Source organism: Streptomyces sp. PT12 (genome assembly GCF_003311645.1).
Classification (GTDB): domain Bacteria; phylum Actinomycetota; class Actinomycetes; order Streptomycetales; family Streptomycetaceae; genus Streptomyces.
On sequence record NZ_QEST01000163.1, the window covers coordinates 32,203 to 50,426 of the forward strand.

The window sequence follows — 18,224 nt, forward strand, 5'->3', positions numbered from 1 at the left end:
CATCGAAAGGCCCGCCATGCCCCAGGACATCCGCGTCGCGATCGACGTCGGAGGAACGTTCACCGACGTCGTCACGCTCGACCCGGCCTCGGGCGAGCTGCGCTTCGACAAGGTGGCCACGACCCCGCACGCGCCCACCGAGGGCGTGCTCGACGCGTTCGCCCGCATCGGCGTGGACCTGTCCGAGGTCGCCATGTTCCACCACGGCACCACGCTCGGCCTCAACTCCCTGCTGACCCGCTCGGGCGCGCGCACCGCCGTCGTCGCCACCCGCGGCTTCCGCGACGTCTACCTGCTCGGCCGCACCGACCGGCGCGCCATGTACGACATCCGCCACCGCAAGGCGCCCGCGCTGCTCGAGCGCTACGACACGTTCGAGGTCACCGAGCGCAGCTGGTTCGACGGCACCGCCGCCACCCCGCTCGACGAGGACGACGCCCGCGCCGTCGCCGACGAGATCGCCCGCCGCGGCTACCAGGCCGTCGCGGTCGCCTTCCTCCACTCCTACGCCAACCCCGCCCACGAGCGCCGGATGCGCGACATCCTGCGGGAGGCGTGCCCCGGCGCCGAGGTCACCGTCTCGCACGAGCTGTCGCGCGAGTACCGGGAGTACGAGCGCACCTCGACCGCCGTCCTCGACGCCTACATCAAGCCCGTCGTCCGCCGCTACCTCGAACTCCTGGAGACCGAGCTGGCCGAACGCGGCTTCACGGGCCGCTTCCTCATCTCCCGCTCGGGCGGCGGCGGAATGACCGCGCCTGCCGCGAGGGAGCAGCCGGTCAACCTCATCCTGTCGGGGCCCGCGGGCGGCGTCGTCGGGGCGGCCGCGTTCGCCAGGCTCACCGGGCGCCCCAACCTCATCACCATCGACATGGGCGGCACCAGCCTCGACGCCTCCCTCGTGCTGGACTCCCAGCCGGTGTTGCGCCAGGGCGCGGAGTTCGAGGGGCTGCCCATCACCACCCCGTCCCTCTACATCCACACCATCGGCTCGGGCGGCGGCTCGCTGGCGTTCCTCGACGACGCGGGCGCCCTCCAGGTCGGCCCGCGCAGCGCGGGCGCCGTGCCAGGGCCCGTCGCCTACGGCCGCGGCGGGACGCAGCCCACGTTCACCGACGCCGCCCTGGCCGTCGGCTACCTCGGCAAGGACACCCCGCTCGGCGGCACCCTCACCCTCGACGCGGACGCCTCGCTCGCCTCGCTCGCCCCCGTCGCCGAACGGCTCGGCCTCACTCCCACCGAGCTGGCCCAGGGCGTGCTGCGGATCTCCCACACCAAGATCGTCGGCGCGGTGCGCGCCATCACCGTCGAACTCGGCCACGACCCCAAGGACTTCGCGCTGCTGTCGTTCGGCGGCGCTGGCGGCCTCGTGGCCGTGGACGTGGCCCGCCAGCTGGGCATCCCCACCGTCATCATCCCGCCGGGCCAGGGCGCCTTCTCCGCGCTCGGCATGCTGATGGCCGACGTCCAGCACGACTTCTCCCGCACCTCCGTCACGGCGCTCGCCGACCTCGACCGCTCGGCCGTCGACGCCGCCTACGCCGACATGGAGGACGAGGCCGCCGCCCTGCTCGCCGAGGAGGGCTTCGGGCCCGAGCGCCGCGCGCTCACCCGCACCGTCGACGTGCGCTACGCCGGGCAGGAGCACTCCGTCAGCGTCGCCTACCCCGACGGCGCCGACGACCCGGTGGCCGCGATCGCCGCCGTCTTCGCCGAGCTGCACGAGCGCCAGTACGGCCACGTCATGGACGACCCGGTCGAGATCACCACCCTGAGGCTGCACGCCGTCGGCCGCGTCGACCAGCCCGAGCTGCCCGAGCTGCCCGCCCGCGACGACGGCGGAGCCGTCCCCGGCGGAACGCGCCACGTGCACGGGCCCGACGGCGCCGTCACCGTCTACGGGCTCCATGTCCGCGAGGACCTGCGCCGCGGCGACACCGTCGAAGGGCCAGCCGTCGTCACCGAGCACACCGCCACCACCGTGATCCACGCGGGCGACCGGCTCACCGTGGGCCCCCTCGGCGAGCTGGTCATCGCCGTGGCCCGCGAGGACACGGCCGAGGACACCCGAGCCGCCGAAGGCACCGTAGAGGAGAGGGACGAGAGGCGATGACCGACGCGATCACCATCGAGATCATCCGGCACGCCCTGCTGTCGGCCGCCGAGGAGGTGGCCCGCAACCTGTGCCGCACCGCGTACAACACCGTCGTCTACGAGATCCACGACTACGGCATCGGCATCCACGACGCGGCGGGCGACGTCGTCGCCGACGCCCCCGGGATCGCCATCTTCACCCGAGGCAACGACTACGGCATCAAGAAGTCCCTCGAATTCCTCGGCGCCGACGCCATGGAGCCTGGCGACGTCTTCATCCTCAACTACCCCTACTGGGCGTCCGCCCACACCCTCGACCCGCTGGTCTTCGCGCCCATCCACGACGAGGACGAGCTGATCGGCTTCGCGTCCTGCCGCATCCACATCCTCGACCTCAACCAGAAGGACCCCGGCTACGTCCTCGACTCCACGGACGTCTCCCAGGAGGGCCTGGTCCTGCCCGCGGTCAGGCTCTACCGGCGCGGCGAGCGCAACGACGACGTGTTCCACGTCATCCGCTTCAACTCCCGCCTGCCCGAACGCACCATCGGCGACATCCAGGCCCAGGTCTCCGCGTGCGTCACCGGCGTGCGCCGCACGCGCGAGATCGCCCGCAAGTACGGCCGCGACGCGCTGCTCGGCGCGATGCGTTCGATCAACGAGCACGGCGAGCGGCTGGCCAGGATCGGCCTGGCCAAGCTGCCCAAGGGGACCTGGACGGCCACCGACTTCGTGGACAGCGACGGCGTCGACCGCGAGACGCTGGTCAAGCTGACCGCCACCGTGACCGTCACCGACGACGAGATGATCGTCGACTGGACGGGGAGCGCCAAGGACGTCCGCGGCCCGATCAATCTCCCGCCCGGCCAGACCGAGGCCCTTTCCAGCCTGGTCTTCAAGGCGCTGACCACGCCCGAATCGCCCGTCGTCGCGGGGAACTTCGCGCCGCTGCGCGTCGTCACCGAGCCCGGATCCGTGATGCACGCCGTCCCGCCCATGCCCACGTTCACCCTGTGGACCGGGCTGCTCGCGGGCGAGGTGGTGCTCAAGGCGCTGGCCCAGGGCATGCCCGAGCTGGTCCCGGCCTGTTCGGGGGGCGACGTGTGCTCGATGATGGGCCTGGGCGTCAACCCCCGCACCGGGGAGCCCTGGCTTGAGGCCACCAACGAGGCCGTCGGTTTCGGCGCCACCCTGGACGCGGACGGCGAGGACGGCATCATGCACCTGTCCGAGCCTGGGTGCCGCAACAACCCGGTCGAGGTGCTGGAGACCAAGTCGCCGATGATCATCGAGTCCTATGGCTACCGCCCCGACACCGGGGGCGCCGGGCGGTTCCGCGGCGGCGTGGGGGTGAGCCGCGTCTACCGGTTCACCGCCCCGGCGACCGGCATCTGCCTGGTCTACAAGACCCGCACCCGCCCCTGGTCCATCGCGGGCGGCGGCGAGGGCGAGCCCAACCGCATCGTCATCAACGGCGGCACCGAGCGCGAGGTCGTCCAGGGCGGCAGCTACAACCACCTCGACGCCGGGGAGACCCTTGCCAACGAGACGGGCGGCGGCGGCGGTTACGGTGACCCGTTCACCCGGGACCCCGCCGCGGTCGCCCGCGACGTGCGCAACGGCTTCGTCTCCGCCGCCGCCGCGCGCGAGCGCTACGGCGTGGCCGTGCGCCCCGACGCCTTCACCGTCGACGAGGAGGCGACGGCCGCCCTGCGCGCCGCGGCCCGAGCCCACGAAGGAGCACGATGACCCGCACCACCCCCGGCACCGGCGACCTGACCATCGAGAACGCCCTGGTCTTCGACGGCTGGTCCGCCGAGCTGCGCGAGGCGTCCGTCCGCGTCGCCGACGGCGCCGTCGCCGAGCTCGACACCGCGGTCAGCCGCGCCGAACGCGTCATCGACGCCCGCGGCCGGGTCCTGCTGCCTGGACTGATCGACGCCCACTTCCACGCCTACGGCATATCCCTGCACGGCCTCGAATACCAGACGAGCCCGCTCAGCTACCTCGCCCTCGCCGGGGCCCGCAGGCTGCGCCGCGCGCTGGCCCGCGGCTTCACCACCGTGCGCGATGTCGCGGGCGGCGACCTCGGCCTGGCCCGCGCGATCGACGAGGGGCTGATCGCCGGGCCCCGTTACCTCTACACGGGGCCCGCGCTCAGCCAGACCGGCGGCCACGGCGACGCGCGCCCCGCCGACCGCGACATCTGCCTGCACGGCGGCCACATGGGCGAGGTGGTGGACGGCGCCGACAACCTGCGGGTCGCCGTCCGCGAGCGGTTCAGGAAGGGCGCCCACGCGATCAAGATCATGACGTCGGGCGGCGTGGTCTCGCCCACCGACCCCATCAGGCCCGCCCAGTACTCCGCCGACGAGGTCGCCGCCGTCGCCGAGGAGGCCAGCCGCCGCGGCAGCTATGTCGCCGCCCACGCCTACTCGCCCGAGGCCATCCGCCACTCCGTGGTGAACGGCGTGCGCTCCATCGAGCACGGCAACCTGCTCGACGCCCCCACCGCCGCGCTGATGACCGAGCACGGCGCGTTCCTCGTGCCCACGCTCGCCGCCTACGACGCCATGAACCGCCGCGGCCCCGAGATCGGCCTGCCCGACTTCGCCCGCGCCAAGAACCGCGAGGTCCTGGACGCGGGCGCGCGCGCCGTCGGACTCGCCCACGCCGCGGGCGTTCCCGTGGGCTTCGGCACGGACCTCATGGGCGACCTGGAGAACGACCAGCTCGTCGGCCTGCGCCTCCAGGCCGAGGCCACGGGGATGCTGGACTGCCTCCGCTCCGCCACCGCGGTCAACGCCCGCCTGCTCAAGCGGCCCGACCTCGGCCGGATCGGCGTCGGCGCCCGCGCCGACCTGCTCCTGCTGTCCGCCAGCCCCTTCGACGACCCCGCCGCCCTGTGGGACCCGGCCCGCCCCCGCACGGTGATCACCGGAGGAACGCCCGTGGCGGGCCCCGACGCCGAGGGCTGAGACCCGGGGCCTCCCAGGGCCAGGGCCAGGGGCGGGGCGGCGCTCGCGGCTTTCGTGGCGTCCGTGGCGCTCGGCGCCGGTCGGCGGGTCGCCGCTGACCTGGTCAGACCGGGCCGGCCGGTCACCGGGCCGCGTGATCCGCCGGAAGGGCGCGTGCCTCGATGAGGTCGGCCGCCCGCCGCGTGCCGCCCTCGGCCAGCGTCTCGGCGCGCAACGCGGCGCAACGCGCCGCCACTTCGGGGTCGCCGACCAGCCGCTCCACCGCCTCGCGCAGCGCCGAAGGGGTCGCCTCGTCCATCGGCAGATGGCGGGCGACCCCGAGCGCCTGGAGCGTGTCCGCGTTGCCGAACTGGTCGACCGCCTGCGGCACGCACACCATCGGCGTCGCGGTGGCCAGCCCCTCCTGCGCCCCGCCCGCGCCCGCGTGCGTGATGAACGCGTCGGCCCGCCGCAGGATCGCCAGCTGCGGCACCCACGGGTGCACCTCGGCGTTCCCCGGCAGCGGGCCCAGCTCGTCGGGCCGCACATGCCGCCCGATCCCGAGCACCACGTGCCAGCCGGGCAGGTCGCCGAACGCCTCAAGGCACGCCCGGTAGAACGCGGGCTGCTTGGTGAACGTCGAACCCAGCGACACCAGCAGCACCTTGTGCCCCTCGGCCCCCTCGGGCGGCGCCCAGTCCCCCTGGTGCGAGCGGTCGCCCTGGCAGGCGCCCACGAAGGTGTAACGCGCCGGGTCCACGCGGTCGGCGTGCGGCTGGAGCGCCCGGGGGACCAGCACAAGACCGTGGTCGGGGCGGCCCATGAAGAAGTCGGGGTCCATGTCGGGCAGGCCGTTCTCGTCGAGCCACGCCCGCCACCGCGCGTAGTACGCCCGGCCGCGCTCCGACGCCTTCAGCTCGGCCACCAGCGGCGCGGCCACCTCCTTCTCGTACCCCTCCCAGGCCACATAGGTGGGCGAGAGCTGCACGATCGGCACGCCCCACCGGTGCGCAAGCACGCGCGCCGGATACGCGGCGATGTCCTGGAGCACCAGGTCGGGCTCGTCGCCCTCGTACAACGCCGCCTGCTCGGGCAGCGAGTGCACCGCGTCGTTCAGGAACGGCTCGACGTTGTCGATGACCTCGGTGCCCCACGCCTCCGGGTCGTCGTCGGTCGGCAGCACCGAGCGGTACACCCGAGGCTCGGCGCCCACGCCGCGGACGGTCTCCACGAAGTCGCCCCGGTCAGGGATGGCATAGGTCACCCGGTGCCCCCTGGCCACCAGCTCCCTGATGATCTCCAGGCTCGGATGGACATGGCCGTGGGCGGCGATCGAGAACATGGCGATGTGACTCATACGTCCCGCTCGGATCGAGGATGCGACGCGCCGATCCTAAGGCCCGCGTCCACGCGGTCGGTTGGGGCCCGAAGGAGGCGGGCGCTGGCCCCACGCCGCCCCGGCATAGGGGCGTTCCCGAGTGCTACTGGGGTTCGCATGGCGTTCATCCGGTGACACGGCGGGGCAGTAGACCATCGGTTCTTGGCCACCGGCGGGCCACAACCAGCCCTTACCCTGTGCCTGCCGTCACCCCCACCGTAGGAAGGTCGGCTGTTGTGCAGGCGAACGAGATGGCCGTCCTTGGGATGTCCCGGTCGGAGGAGCGGATCTACCGGCACTTCCTGCGCCATCCCAACAGCGCCGCGGCCGACCTGCACCTGATCCTCGACATCGAGCAGGAGGCGGCAAGCCGCGCGCTCGACCGCCTCCTGCGGCTGCGCCTCCTCAGACCCGGGGATCCGCCGGAGTGCCTGACTCCCGCGGATCCCGAGACGGCCGTGGCCCGCCTGACCGAGCTGCGCCTGCGCCACCTCTACGAGGAGGTGCAGCGCATCACCCGCTCCCACCACATCGTGGCCGCGCTGCGCGCCGAGACCCGCGGCGATCCCCCCGCACCCGGTGAACCCGACGGCGACCCCGCGACCCCCACCGTCGAACAGCTGCGCGGCTGGAGCGAGATCAGCGGGCGCATGGAGGACCTGACGTTCTTCGCCCGCGAGGAGGTCGCCTCCGTCGAGCCGCGCCCCGACCTGGCCTCCCCGCAGGCCGCCCAACTCCGCGCCCTCGACCTGCGCGTGCTGCGCCGTGGCCTGCGCAGGCGCGTGGTCGTGCCCGAGACCGCCCTCGACCACCCGCACGCCCGCGCGCACTACTCCGAGCTGGCCTCGCGCGGCGCGCGGATCCGGGTGGCGGGGCAGCTCACGGAGCATGTCGTCCTCTACGACCGGCGCGCCGCCCTGATGCCGCAGGACCCGCGCGACGCCGGGCGGGGCGCCCTGCTCGTGCACGGCGGGGTGCTGCTGGCGAGCGTGGCCGGGCTGTTCGAGCGGATCTGGGAGCAGGGCGAGGACATCCCCGTGGAGCTGCGCCGCCCCGTCGACGCCGAAGTCCCGCTGTCCGCGGGCGAGATGAGGGTGCTCAGCCTGATGTGCACGGCGGGCAAGGACGAGGCGGGCGCCCGCGACCTCGGCGTCTCGGTGCGCACCTACCGCCGTTACATCGCCGACGTCATGCGCCGCCTCGGCGCCTCCACCCGCGCCCAGGCCGCGCTGCTGGCCCGCGAGCGCGGCTGGCTGTGAATCCCGCTGGCTGGTGAATCCCTCCATTTCACCAGGGGCCCGCCGTTTCACCAGGGGCCCGCCGTTCGACCGGGGGCCCGCCGCCTACCAGGCGGGCCCGCCGCCCGAGGGCTCCACGGGCCGCGGCACGCTCGGCAGGCCGCACCGGGCGGCCAGCTCGGCCAGAGCCCGCCGGTCCGGGTCCGAGCGGCCGATCAGGCGCGCGAAGTCCCCGTCGGGCAGGGGGACATGGAGGGCGACCACGGTGGCGGAGCCCGGCTCGTCAGGAGGATTCCACTCGACGTGGTCGAGCCACCGATGGGCATAGGGCACCGGCCACGCCCGTGACCTGGTCCGCTCCAGGACCAGGCCGTGCCTGAAGAGGTGCGCGAGCGCGCGCCCTCGCCGCCCAAGGGAGACGGCATCGAGGGCGAAGAGGGCACCGCGGCCGCACAGGAACGCGCCCAGCGCGGTCGTCAGAAGGCCAAGCGCCGACGGGGCGCCGCCCCGCGCCATCGCCCAGCCGCCGAAGGCCAGGCCGACCCCGAAGACCAACCCCACGATCGCGTTCACCAGCGGATCGAGATCGACGGCCCTGTTGACGCGCACGGTGCGCTCCCACGGGCCGAGCCCCGCCTCGTCGGCCAGCCGCGCGGCGCGGTCCGTCGGCCCCGGCGTGCCCGTGGACGCGGCCATGCTCGGTCCTCCTCCTTCGGGCGGCCCCTCATCGTAGACGGGCTGGCGGTCCGCCGCTCGACGCGCAGTGGAGCAGGGCCCGTTCAACGGCGACGGCGAGCGCGGTGATCCCCGTGGGCAGCGCCGTGCGCACCAGGGGGGCGAACGCGGGGGAGTGGTTCCCCGGCGCCGCGCCCGGGTCGGCGCCGACCGTGCCGAGCATCCAGTACGCGAGGCGTATCCCGCGCCGCCCGTGCAGCTCCTCGCCCGCGGGCCCGAACCACCCGAAGTCCTCAGCCGCGGTGGCCGGGGCCCAGCGCCCCACCCGGCCCTCGCCCAGCTCCTCGGCGTGGCCGCGCCTGACCGCCTCGGCGAGAGAGGCGTCGGGGACCAACGGCGGCGACGCGGAGACGCGCTCGAACGACGGGGGCGCGGGGCAGCGCGACGCGTCGCTCTCCGCGGTGACCACGCGCCGGGTCGCCTCCTCAAGGCGGTCGAGCGCGGCATCGCTGAACGCCCGCAGGCTGACGCCGAGTTCGGCGCGGTCGGGCACCACGTTCGCCGCCTCGCCCGCCCGCAGCCTGCCCACCGTGAGCACCGCCTGCTCGGCCGGGGACGTCTCGCGCGACACGACCGCCTGGAGCCGCAGCACGGCCGCCGCCGCGGCCACCACCGGGTCCACCGTCAGCTGGGGCGCCCCCGCGTGCCCGCCCGTGCCGCGCAGCACGACGTCGAGCGCCCTGCTGCCCGCGAGCAGCGGGCCCGCGCCATGGGCGACCGTGCCCGCGGGGAGCGGCGCGCTGTGCTGGGCGAGCACCGCGTCGGGCGTTCCGCACCGCTCGTACAGGCCGTCCGCCAGCATCGCCCTGGCGCCGGTCAGGGTCTCCTCGGCGGGCTGCCCGACCACGACGAGCGTGCCCGTTCCGCGTCCCGCGTCGCCCGTTCCGCGTCCCGCGTCGCGCGCCCCGCGTGCGAGGAGGCGCGCGGCGCCCGCGAGCGCCGCCACATGCAGATCGTGCCCACAGGCGTGCGCCACCCCCGGCACGCGGCTGGCATAGCGCAGGCCGGTCTCCTCGTGTACCGGCAGCGCGTCGAGCTCGGCGCGCACCAGCACCGTGGGGCCAGGGCCGCGCCGCAGCACCCCGGCGACGCCATGGCCCCCGAGACCGCGCGTGACGGCGTAGCCGTCCTCGGCGAGCCAGTCCGCGAGCAGCCCGGCGCTGCGCTCCTCACCCCCCGACGGCTCCGGGTGCAGGTGCAGGTCCAGATACAGCTCGAGCGCCGCCTTCAGCACCCCGGGATCCGCTCGCGTCACGCCGTCCATGCCGCCCATGCTGCCGGGTCGCGCGGTCCCCCCACTGTCAGGGGGTGACAGCGGGTTGACGGCGAACTGACAGCGGTCCGCGGCCCGTTCTGGCGGCGCGGGGCGCTGGAATGGCCGCGTGCCACCGGCACGGCCGGTCACCCGGCGTTCGACCCCTACGGAGGGAGCCCTCATGAGCGGCAAGCCCGAGCTGTCCACCCTGGCCGACGAGATCCTGGAGCTCGAGTCCGAGACCTTCGAGATCTCCGACTACTCGGACGAGGCCGAAGTCGTCCTCGCCGGGTCCACGTCCTGCTCCTCCACCTCGACGTGCTCTAGCACCACGAGCACGACCTCCTGCTCCGCCTGACCACAGGCCGCAGGCCCCGCCCCCGCCACGGCCCGTGGCGGGGGTGACCCGGGTCCGCCCAGGCACCGCCGACCGGTAGCCGGAGGACAGCGCCGCCCCGGCCATGCCCCCTCGTGGCGGCGACCTCAGTTGCCCACGCCCAGGTCGGCCATGAACGCCGACGGGTAGCGGTCGCCGCGTGCCGCGCCCCGGGGTACCGCCTTCTCGATCTCGGCGAGGTCGTCCGCGGTGAGCGCGACGTCGAGCGCGGGCAGCGCCTCGGCCAGCCGCTCGCGGGTGCGGGCGCCGACGAGCGGCACGACGTCCTCGCCCCGCGCGGCCACCCACGCGATGGCCAGCTGCGCGACCGTGCACCCCTTCGCCCCGGCGACCCGCCGCAGCGCGTCCACGAGGGCGAGGTTGTGCTCGACGTTCCCGCTCGAGAACCGCGGGCTGAAGCCGCGGCTGTCGCCAGGGCCCGCGCTGCGGCCCGGCGACCAGTGCCCGGAGATCAGGCCGCGGCCGAGGACGCCGTACGCGGTCAGGCCGACGCCGAGCTCCCGCAGCGTGGGCAGGACCTCCGCCTCCACCGCGCGGGAGATCAGCGAGTACTCGATCTGGAGATCGGCGACCGGGTGCACGGCGTGCGCGCGGCGGACCGTTGCCGCGTCGACCTCCGAGAGGCCCAGGTGCCGCACATACCCGGCGTCGATCATCTCCTTGATCGCGCCCACCGTCTCCTCGATCGGCACCGCAGGGTCGAGCCTGGCCGGGCGGTAGATGTCGATGTGGTCGGTGCCGAGCCGGGTCAGCGAGTAGGCGAGGAAGTTCTTCACGGCCTCGGGACGGGCGTCATGCCCCCCGAACGCGGGGCCGGGCCCCCGCAACATGCCGAACTTGACGCTCAGCAGGTAGCTGTCCCGGTCCCGCCCGCGCAGCGCCTCGGCGAGCAGCAGCTCGTTGTGCCCCATCGCGTAGAAGTCGCCCGTGTCGATCAGCGTGACACCGGCGTCGAGCGCGGCGTGCACGGTGGCGACGCTCTCCGCCCGGTCGGCCGCGCCGTACGCGCCCGACATGCCCATCGCGCCCAGGCCGAGCGCGGAAACGGCCGGACCCGTGCTGCCCAGGGTTCGTGTCCGCATCGTCGTTCTCCTTCGTCGTTCTTCGTCGTCCGTCGTCGTTCCGGCACCCAGCCTGCGTCGGCGCCGCGCCGCGCGGGAGCGGAGCGTTCATCGTGGGAGCGCCGCTCCCTGGAACGCCTCGCCCGCCGCGAGGGACCATGGCGCCATGGAACGTGACCAGCTCGCCGACTTCCTGCGCCGCCGACGCGCGGCGATCCGCCCGGCCGAGGTGGGCCTCGCCGACGGGCCCCGCCGCCGCACGGCCGGCCTGCGCCGTGAGGAGGTGGCGATGCTCGCGGGCATGTCCGTGGACTACGTCGTGCGCCTCGAACAGGGCCGCAGCAGCCAGCCCTCCACCCAGCTGCTCGGCGCGCTGGCCCGGGCGCTGCGGCTCTCCGACGACGAGCGCGACCACCTGTTCCACCTGGCCGGGCACCGGCCCCCGCCCGCCGAGGCGGTGGCCCGCGTGGCGCGCGCCGGTCTGATCCGCATGCTCGACCTGCTCGGGGACACCCCTGCCCTGGTGCTGTCGGACCTGGGCGAGATCCTCGCCAAGAACCGCACGGCCGTCCTGCTGACGGGCGACCACACCCGCTTCTCCGGCGACCGGCGCTACACGGCGTTCCGCTGGTTCACCGATCCGGCCGCCCGCGCCATCGGCCCGCCCGACGAGCACGAACGCCACGCGCGCCAGCTCGTGGCCGACCTGCGCGCGGCCGCCGGGCGCCGCTCGGGTGACCCCACGGTCACCGGACTCGTCGAACGCCTGCGGGCCGCGAGCGCCGACTTCCGCCGCCTCTGGGCCGAACACGAGGTGGAGGTCCGCCGCGCCGACCGCAAGACGTTCCTGCACCCACGGGTGGGCCGCGTGCTGGTGGACTGCGAGACCCTGGTCACCCCGGACCAGCGCCAGCACCTGCTGGTCCTCACCCCGGCGAACGCGGAGGCCCGCGAACGCCTTGAGCTGCTACGGGTGCTCGGCACGGAGGAGTTCCCTGCGGGGGACGCCCCCAGGGCGGGGTAGCGACGGGCGTCGCCCTCAGCCGTGTGGGCGGCCCTCGGCGCAGCCGGTGCACCACGCCGCCCGTCCCCTCTGCCTCAAGGCGCGCTCGGCGTTCTGCGTCGGCACGACGCTGAGTTCGCGGTGCCAAGGGCAGGCGATGGCCCACCGGGTCGCGGCGCCCTCGCCCTGTCGTATGACGATGTGCGGATCCCCGCTGTTGCTGTGGTCGTAGGCGATGTCCCATCCTGGGATGCGCGAGGGCCCCTCCGGGACCTTGCGCCGACGGCCATCGCTCTCGACTCGCGTCTCCACGGTCATGCCCGCACTCTAGGCCCTGTTGTGAAAGTCCCGCCTGCCCCGCGACGCCTGGCACGCACACTCGCTGCGTTGCCGAATCACCCAAGTGCGCCCAGCACGAGGGCGATCCGGCGCCTTGCGATCGCACGCACCAGACGCCACAGGGCACGTCCTTCGGGCGACGGCGCTACTTTCACAACAGGACCTAGCCCCCGTCGGCCGAGGACCTTCTGACACGAAGTGCGCCGCCTCGGAGGCGGCGAGGCGACGGGCGTCGCCCAACTCCGCTGCCGCGCGCGCCGCGTGGGATCATCGGTGTGTCGCGTCACCCCGGACACCAGGAAACGCATGGCAACGCTTCATCTCGTGACCGGCGCCCCGGGCTCGGGGAAGTCCACCGTGCTTCCGCACCTCGCGGAACACCCCTTCGCCGCCGCCGACTTCGACGAGCTGCTCGACGCCGACGGCAGTCTCATGGGCACGGTCGTCGCCCGGCCGTCGGCGAGCCCACTCTGGCCCGCCTACAACCGCCTGTGGGTGAGGATCATCGGCATGATGCTGCGGGGCGGCGGGCCCGTGCTGGTCACATGTCCCCTGACCCCGGACGAGTGGGCCGCCGCCGCGGCGGGCGCCGGGGACGCTCCACCGGTCGCCTGGGCGCGCCTCGACTGCGACGACGCGGACCGGCGTGCGCGCCTCGCCGCCCGCGGCTGGGGCCCCGATCGGGTCGTTGACGCGATCGAGGACGCCCACGCGCTCCGCCGCCTTGTCGACCGGGAGTTCACCACGAGCGGCCGCGGCGCGGCGGAGGTCGCGGCCGACCTGGCCGCGTGGGTGGCCACGGCCAAGGAGCCCCGGTCCCGGCACGTCGAGCGGGCGCGCCGATGGGGCGCCGTCGAGGACGCCGAGGCGTCGCACACACAGGAGAAGCGCCACCGCTGAGGTCGCCGTCCGACGCGTCGGGCCCGGTCCGACTGCTCAACGAGCCCACGCAGCGGTCGGCTTCCCCCATCCCCACGCCTCAGGGGAACGGGTGGGGCGCCGGGGTGAACTTTCCTCGTTCCGCCGCCAGTCGGCCGAGGCGGGGCATCCGCAGGGCGCGCTGGCGGCGCCAGCCGAAGTCCAGGGGGAGAAGCCCAGGGGACAGGGTGGCGACCGTGTGGAGGCCGAGCTCCCGCTGCTCGGGAGTCGTCTGGTCCACCACGACCGTGTCATGGCCCGCCGCCGCCAACGCCTCGACCACGCACCGCAGATCGTCCCTCAGGTCGAGCGTGGCGGGCCTGGCGCGGATCCAGTCGGCGAACGCCTCGGCGATCGGCACCGCGGGGCCCGCGTCAAGGAAGGGCGCCGCGTAACGGGCCATGCGGGGCAGCCCGTACAGCTGGGCGTGGTCGGTCAGCTGGCGGACCAGCCCGAAGTCCTCGGCCATCGCGTCGAGTTCGGCGCGCCGGGCCGCCACCTGGAACGGCAGGTGCGGGATGTAGGTGAGCACTTCGCTCAGCGCGTCGGCCACCGCGCGCGCCGGGTCGAAGCCCGCCGCGGCACCGAACGACAGCAGCCCGGGGCCGCCGTCCCGCCGCACCGCGAGCCCCGTGACCACGGGGATGGGCAGGTCGCTCCTGGTGTCGAACGCGTGCACGTCGTAGCCGAGCAGCGCGGCGCGGTCGAGCATGCCGCGCACCCCAGGGTCGGTCGTGGACGCCAGGTCGAGGCGGGTCGGCGGGCGGCGCCCGTACCAGGTGAGCAGGAACGCGTCGCGCTCGATCAGCTCAAGCAGCCCGAACAGCGCGGCCTCCACCGGACTCCCGCCCGTGGCACAGCCGTTGGAGCACTCGAAGACGAAGTTGTCCGCCGCGACGCCCGCGCTGTAGTGCACCAGCCTGGCCGGGACGAGCACGGGCCGCCCCTCGCGCAGCGAGCGCCCCCAGAACCACGGGATCTCCCGGTCCGGGTCGAACGGGTCGACCATCGGGTCGTCGCGGTAGGTCTCGGGGGCGTAGAAGCCGCACGTGGCCGGGTCGAGCACCGCGTCGCGGCCCTCGCGCGCCACCAGCGCGTGGAACGATCCGCTCACCGGGAGCAGCCCGCGCCTGGCGTGGGTGCCCGCGTAGCGCTCAAGGCCCTCGAGGAACGCCAGGGTGCGGCTGGCCGCGTACCGGTCGGCCTGCCCGCTCCAGGTCACATCGGTCAACCCGGCATAGCCCCGTACGAAGTTGCTGCCGGAGACCGGGGCGGTGGTGGTGGACGCGGGGTTGAGGTGGGTGCGGGCGCCCAGCGCGCCGCACACCGGGTTGGCCAGCGCCGCCTCGGGCAGCGGATAGGAGGCGGCGGGCCGTGAACGGTAGCGGCCCGCCGCCGACTTGGGCACCGCGGCCGTGGGCCACGAGGCGCGCTCCGCCGTGTCGGGGCGCGGGGTCACACAGTGCGGGCACAGCGGCTCGGGCAGCACGGGGAAGGTCACCAGCGCGAGCGTGCCCAGGTCCACCCGGGTCACCCTGGCCAACTCGCCCTCGCCGAGCGTCCATTGCCCGATGGCGCGGCAGGCCGCCCACACCGCGTCCACCGCGAACGCGGTCAGCACCGGCCACACCCCCGCCGCCTCGGGGGCGAACCCGCCCTCAAGCGCCTCGCGTTCGGACCTGGTGCGCAGCCGCTGCCAGCGCATGGCCAGGCATCTCCCGCACGCGGAGCGGCCGTTGGAGGGGACGCCCCAGGGGCCGATCAGGGCGGCGCGGGCGGTGAGGTGCACCGTGGCGCGCGCGTCGCCGTCAGGGGCGCCGGGCGCGCCGAGCGCGTCGGCCACGCCGAGCGCCGCCACGCGCGGCGCGGGCCCAGGGCGCCCCGCCGCGCGCCAGCGCCTCTCCAGCTCCGCACCCAGCGCGGCCGCCACCCCGCGCGCCGGTGCCGCGGCCACCGTCATACGCGATCGCTCCAGCGGAAGCAGCGCACCGCCACGACCCCGAACACCACGGCGAACGCGGCGAGTCCACCCGCCGCCACCCCCAGGTCCCCCAGGTCGCCCGAGCCGGTCAACGCGCCGGAGACGCCGTCGTTGAGGTGCCGCAGCGGCAGGATCCACGACAGCGTCCGCATCCACTCGGGCATCGCGTCCAGCGGGTAGAACGACCCCGAGAGGAACGCCATGGGCACCATCAGGCAGTTGGCGACCGCGGCCACCGCCTCGGGCGTCGAGGTGAACGAGCCGACGATCGCGCCGAGCGCCAGGAACGCCGTGACGCCGAGCACGAGCAGCGGCACCGCGAGCGGCCAACGCCCCGACAGGACAAGGCCGAACGCGGGCAGCAGCGCCACCGCCACGAACAGCGCCGCCTGCACGAGACCGATGCCGAGGGCCAGGACGAACCGGGAGCCAAGGACGGCCGACAGCGGCGTCGGCGTCATCCGGATGAGCCGCAGGATGTCGTCGCGGCGCCACTGCATGAGGGTGAACGCGACGCCGAACACCGCCGCGTTGGCCACGCCCCACGACAGCACGCCGGGCGCGATGTAGCTGATGTAGGGGCGGCCGCTCTCCTCCACGTCCTGGCCGCTGAAGATCAGCCCGAAGACCACGAGGAACAGCAGCGGGAAGGCGAAGGTGAAGAACAGCGTGGTGCGGTCGCGGGTGTAGGCGCGGTAACCCGCCCCGCGCAGCGCGGCGTAGGCGCTCATGCGGTGGTGCTCCGTTCCGTGAGCGTGAGGTAGACGTCCTCGAGCGTCGCGGTCCGCGTCTGCACGCCGTGCAGGCCCGCGGCCCTCTCGACGGCCGCGAGCAGCGGCCCGGGGTCCTCGGTCTCGAGCACCACCACGTCCCCTTCGACGCTGGCCCGCGACACGCCCGGCAGGTCCGACGCCTGGGCCAGTGTGAGGCGTTCGGCGGGGACGAGCAGCCGGGTGGCCGAAGTGGCGCCCGCGATCAGGCGGTTGGGGGAGTCAAGGGCGGAGACCCGGCCGTTGGCCATGATGGCGACGCGGTCGCACAGCGCCTCGGCCTCGTCCAGGTGGTGGGTGGTGTAGACGATGGTGCGGCCCGCGCCCTTGAGGTCGCGCAGCACCTGCCACAGGGCGCGGCGGGCCTGCGGGTCGAGGGCGGCCGTCGGCTCGTCGAGGAACAGCAGCTCGGGGCCGTGCACCAGGGCCGAGGCGATGGCCAGCCGCTGGCGCTGCCCGCCCGACAGGTCCTCGACGCGCGTCCCGGCCTGCTCGGTGAGGCCGACAAGGGCCAACGTCCGGTCCACGGCGGTGGGTTCGGCGCGGTAGAGCGCGGCCACTGTCGCCAGGTGCTCGCGCGCGGTGAGCCGGACGAAGAACGCCGACGACTGGGTCTGCACCCCGAGGCGCGGCAGCAGCGCCCGGTCGCGCGGCCACGGGCTCGCGCCCAGGACCGCGACGGTGCCCGAGTCGGCCTCGCGCAGGCCCTCCATGATCTCGATGAGCGTGGTCTTGCCCGCGCCGTTGGGCCCGAGCAGCCCGAAGAACTCCCCGCGGGCAATGGTGAACGACACCCCGTCAACCGCACGTGTGGCGCCGTAGTGCTTGCGCACCCCGGTGAGGACGACCGCGGGTGGCGCGTCGTCGCCCGGGCCTGAAGCGGGGGGCACGGTCGGTTCCTTGGCCATGGGTTCACCTGGTCTTACGGGAGGAGTGGCTTGACGGGCGGGGCGGCGTGAACGGGCGGGGCGGCGTGACAGGCGGGGCGGCTTCACGGGGTCAGCAGGGCGGTGGCGAGCAGGACGAGGGCCGTGAGCAGCAGCCCGGCGACGAGCGCCGCGCCCGCGCCGTACGCGGTGTACGCCACGCGCGCCCGCCGCGGATACGCGGCGGCTGCCGGGTCGCGGCGCAGCGCGAGCGCGAGGTAGCGGCGGCTGGACTCGGCGAGCCCGGTGGCGCCGAGCGCCTGCCCCACGATGGTGTAGCCGTCGAGCGGCGGCAGCGGGACGAGCATGGCGAGGGCCTGGAGGCTTCCGAGGAAGAGCAGCCCCGCGAGCGCCTCCCTGGTGGCCCCAGGAGGCGCGGCCAGCCACCAGGCGGTGAACGGCAGAAGGAACAGCAGGTTGGCCATCGCGCCCGCCGCCGCGACCACGATGCGGTGCCGACGGGTCGAGAGCCAGGGGTAGTTCTCCACGGTGCAGTACATGATGACCACGGGCAGCCGCCAGCGCAGCCCGATCTCCCCCACCCGGCCGCCGTGGTGCCGCGCCGCGACGCCGTGCGCCAGCTCGTGCAGCGCCGTCGAGCACCACAGCAGCGTCGCCACGCCCGCGAGCAGCACCGGGTTGCCGAAGACCCGTTCAACGCCGTCGAGCAGCTCGCCGAGCCGCGCGATCTTGGCGGCCTCGGCGGCGATCACCAGCGCGAGCAGCAGCGCGGGCCAGGGGCCGCGCAGCAGGAAGCCCGTCGCCCGGTGCAGGCGGGTCGCGGTGGCGTGCGCGTCGGCGACCAGGCGGACGCTGCCCCGCAGGAGGCCATTGTGCGGGCGCTCCGCCCGCGGCGCCGGTTCCGGGCCGGTCACCGGGCCGCCGCCCGACTCCAACAGGCCGCGGCTGCCGAGGAGGTGGAGCAGGTGCCGCCAGTGGGCCTCGCCGAGGCGCTTGCCGAACGCGCCCGCGTAGGCGTCGCCGATCTCGGCCAGCGTGCGCGCGCCGTCGAGCCGCGCCATCAGGAAGCCCTCGCGCGGCCCGACCTCGAACGACCGCCCGTTGACCGGGTCCTTGACCAGGTGCACGGTCTTGGGGCCGCGCAGCAGCGGCTCGCTGAGCAGCACGTCGGGGCGCAGCCTCGGCCGCTGGCCGGCCAGGGTCTCCATCGC

Annotated in this window: 16 protein-coding genes; 7 read left to right on the forward strand and 9 right to left on the reverse strand. The window is 74.6% G+C overall.

The annotated features are described in order from the left end of the window. The first annotated feature begins 16 nt into the window (after positions 1-16). Genes DEH69_RS18600 through DEH69_RS18610 form a run of 3 tightly spaced genes read left to right on the forward strand, consistent with a single transcriptional unit; the run spans position 17 to position 5,072 of the window. A complete protein-coding gene (locus DEH69_RS18600; RefSeq protein WP_113688113.1) occupies positions 17-2,113 on the forward strand; it encodes a hydantoinase/oxoprolinase family protein in 2,097 nt (698 codons plus the stop codon). Then, complete coding sequence (locus DEH69_RS18605) at positions 2,110-3,843, forward strand: hydantoinase B/oxoprolinase family protein (protein ID WP_113688114.1); 1,734 nt, start codon at positions 2,110-2,112, stop codon at positions 3,841-3,843. Before DEH69_RS18600 ends, DEH69_RS18605 begins: the two co-directional genes overlap by 4 nt. Further along, the gene (locus tag DEH69_RS18610; protein WP_113688115.1) at positions 3,840-5,072 is read left to right on the forward strand and encodes an amidohydrolase family protein; all 1,233 of its coding nucleotides are present in this window, start codon (positions 3,840-3,842) and stop codon (positions 5,070-5,072) included. Before DEH69_RS18605 ends, DEH69_RS18610 begins: the two co-directional genes overlap by 4 nt. Before the next feature lie 121 nt (positions 5,073-5,193). Here the strand turns inward: DEH69_RS18610 and DEH69_RS18615 are convergent, their stop codons facing one another. Then, positions 5,194-6,408 carry a macrolide family glycosyltransferase gene (locus DEH69_RS18615; RefSeq protein WP_113688116.1) on the reverse strand — a complete coding sequence of 405 codons (1,215 nt, stop codon included), beginning with the start codon at positions 6,406-6,408 and terminating at the stop codon, positions 5,194-5,196. Positions 6,409-6,695: 287 nt separating this feature from the next. Here DEH69_RS18615 and DEH69_RS18620 point away from each other — a divergent pair, with 287 nt between their 5' ends. Continuing rightward, positions 6,696-7,688 carry a helix-turn-helix transcriptional regulator gene (locus DEH69_RS18620; protein ID WP_258534761.1) on the forward strand — a complete coding sequence of 331 codons (993 nt, stop codon included), beginning with the start codon at positions 6,696-6,698 and terminating at the stop codon, positions 7,686-7,688. An 84-nt stretch (positions 7,689-7,772) separates the two neighbouring features. Here the strand turns inward: DEH69_RS18620 and DEH69_RS18625 are convergent, their stop codons facing one another. Then, positions 7,773-8,363: a hypothetical protein gene (locus DEH69_RS18625; RefSeq protein ID WP_113688118.1), complete on the reverse strand. Its 591-nt coding sequence runs from the start codon at positions 8,361-8,363 to the stop codon at positions 7,773-7,775. Positions 8,364-8,391: 28 nt separating this feature from the next. Then, complete coding sequence (locus tag DEH69_RS18630) at positions 8,392-9,666, reverse strand: amidohydrolase (protein WP_113688156.1); 1,275 nt, start codon at positions 9,664-9,666, stop codon at positions 8,392-8,394. Between the two features lie 172 nt (positions 9,667-9,838). On the opposite strand from DEH69_RS18630, the gene DEH69_RS18635 reads away from it, so the two are divergent. Then, positions 9,839-10,015 (forward strand): thiazolylpeptide-type bacteriocin, encoded by a 177-nt coding sequence (locus DEH69_RS18635; protein WP_113688119.1) that lies wholly within the window; start codon positions 9,839-9,841, stop codon positions 10,013-10,015. 125 nt (positions 10,016-10,140) lie between these two features. Here the strand turns inward: DEH69_RS18635 and DEH69_RS18640 are convergent, their stop codons facing one another. After that, positions 10,141-11,136 carry an aldo/keto reductase gene (locus DEH69_RS18640; protein ID WP_113688120.1) on the reverse strand — a complete coding sequence of 332 codons (996 nt, stop codon included), beginning with the start codon at positions 11,134-11,136 and terminating at the stop codon, positions 10,141-10,143. 145 nt (positions 11,137-11,281) lie between these two features. Between DEH69_RS18640 and DEH69_RS18645 the strand changes: the two genes are divergently transcribed. Further along, positions 11,282-12,139 (forward strand): helix-turn-helix transcriptional regulator, encoded by an 858-nt coding sequence (locus DEH69_RS18645; RefSeq protein WP_113688121.1) that lies wholly within the window; start codon positions 11,282-11,284, stop codon positions 12,137-12,139. Positions 12,140-12,154: 15 nt separating this feature from the next. Here DEH69_RS18645 and DEH69_RS18650 read toward each other — a convergent pair whose 3' ends face one another. Then, a complete protein-coding gene (locus tag DEH69_RS18650) occupies positions 12,155-12,436 on the reverse strand; it encodes a hypothetical protein (RefSeq protein ID WP_113688122.1) in 282 nt (93 codons plus the stop codon). A gap of 327 nt (positions 12,437-12,763) precedes the next feature. On the opposite strand from DEH69_RS18650, the gene DEH69_RS18655 reads away from it, so the two are divergent. After that, positions 12,764-13,357 (forward strand): AAA family ATPase, encoded by a 594-nt coding sequence (locus DEH69_RS18655; protein ID WP_181727489.1) that lies wholly within the window; start codon positions 12,764-12,766, stop codon positions 13,355-13,357. Between the two features lie 79 nt (positions 13,358-13,436). On the opposite strand, the gene DEH69_RS18665 is transcribed toward DEH69_RS18655, so the two are convergent. The 4 genes from DEH69_RS18665 to DEH69_RS18680 form a co-directional block, all read right to left on the reverse strand. Further along, entirely contained in the window at positions 13,437-15,335 is a 1,899-nt protein-coding gene (locus tag DEH69_RS18665; protein WP_113688123.1) for a TOMM precursor leader peptide-binding protein, read from the reverse strand. Further along, positions 15,332-16,087, reverse strand: coding sequence for an ABC transporter permease (locus DEH69_RS18670; RefSeq protein ID WP_113688124.1), 756 nt, complete (start codon positions 16,085-16,087; stop codon positions 15,332-15,334). The genes DEH69_RS18665 and DEH69_RS18670 overlap by 4 nt, the downstream gene beginning before the upstream one ends. Continuing rightward, positions 16,084-17,034: an ABC transporter ATP-binding protein gene (locus DEH69_RS18675; protein ID WP_113688125.1), complete on the reverse strand. Its 951-nt coding sequence runs from the start codon at positions 17,032-17,034 to the stop codon at positions 16,084-16,086. Before DEH69_RS18675 ends, DEH69_RS18670 begins: the two co-directional genes overlap by 4 nt. A gap of 83 nt (positions 17,035-17,117) precedes the next feature. Then, positions 17,118-18,221, reverse strand: a complete 1,104-nt coding sequence (locus DEH69_RS18680) for a M50 family metallopeptidase (protein WP_113688126.1) — start codon at positions 18,219-18,221, stop codon at positions 17,118-17,120. Positions 18,222-18,224: the final 3 nt, after the last annotated feature.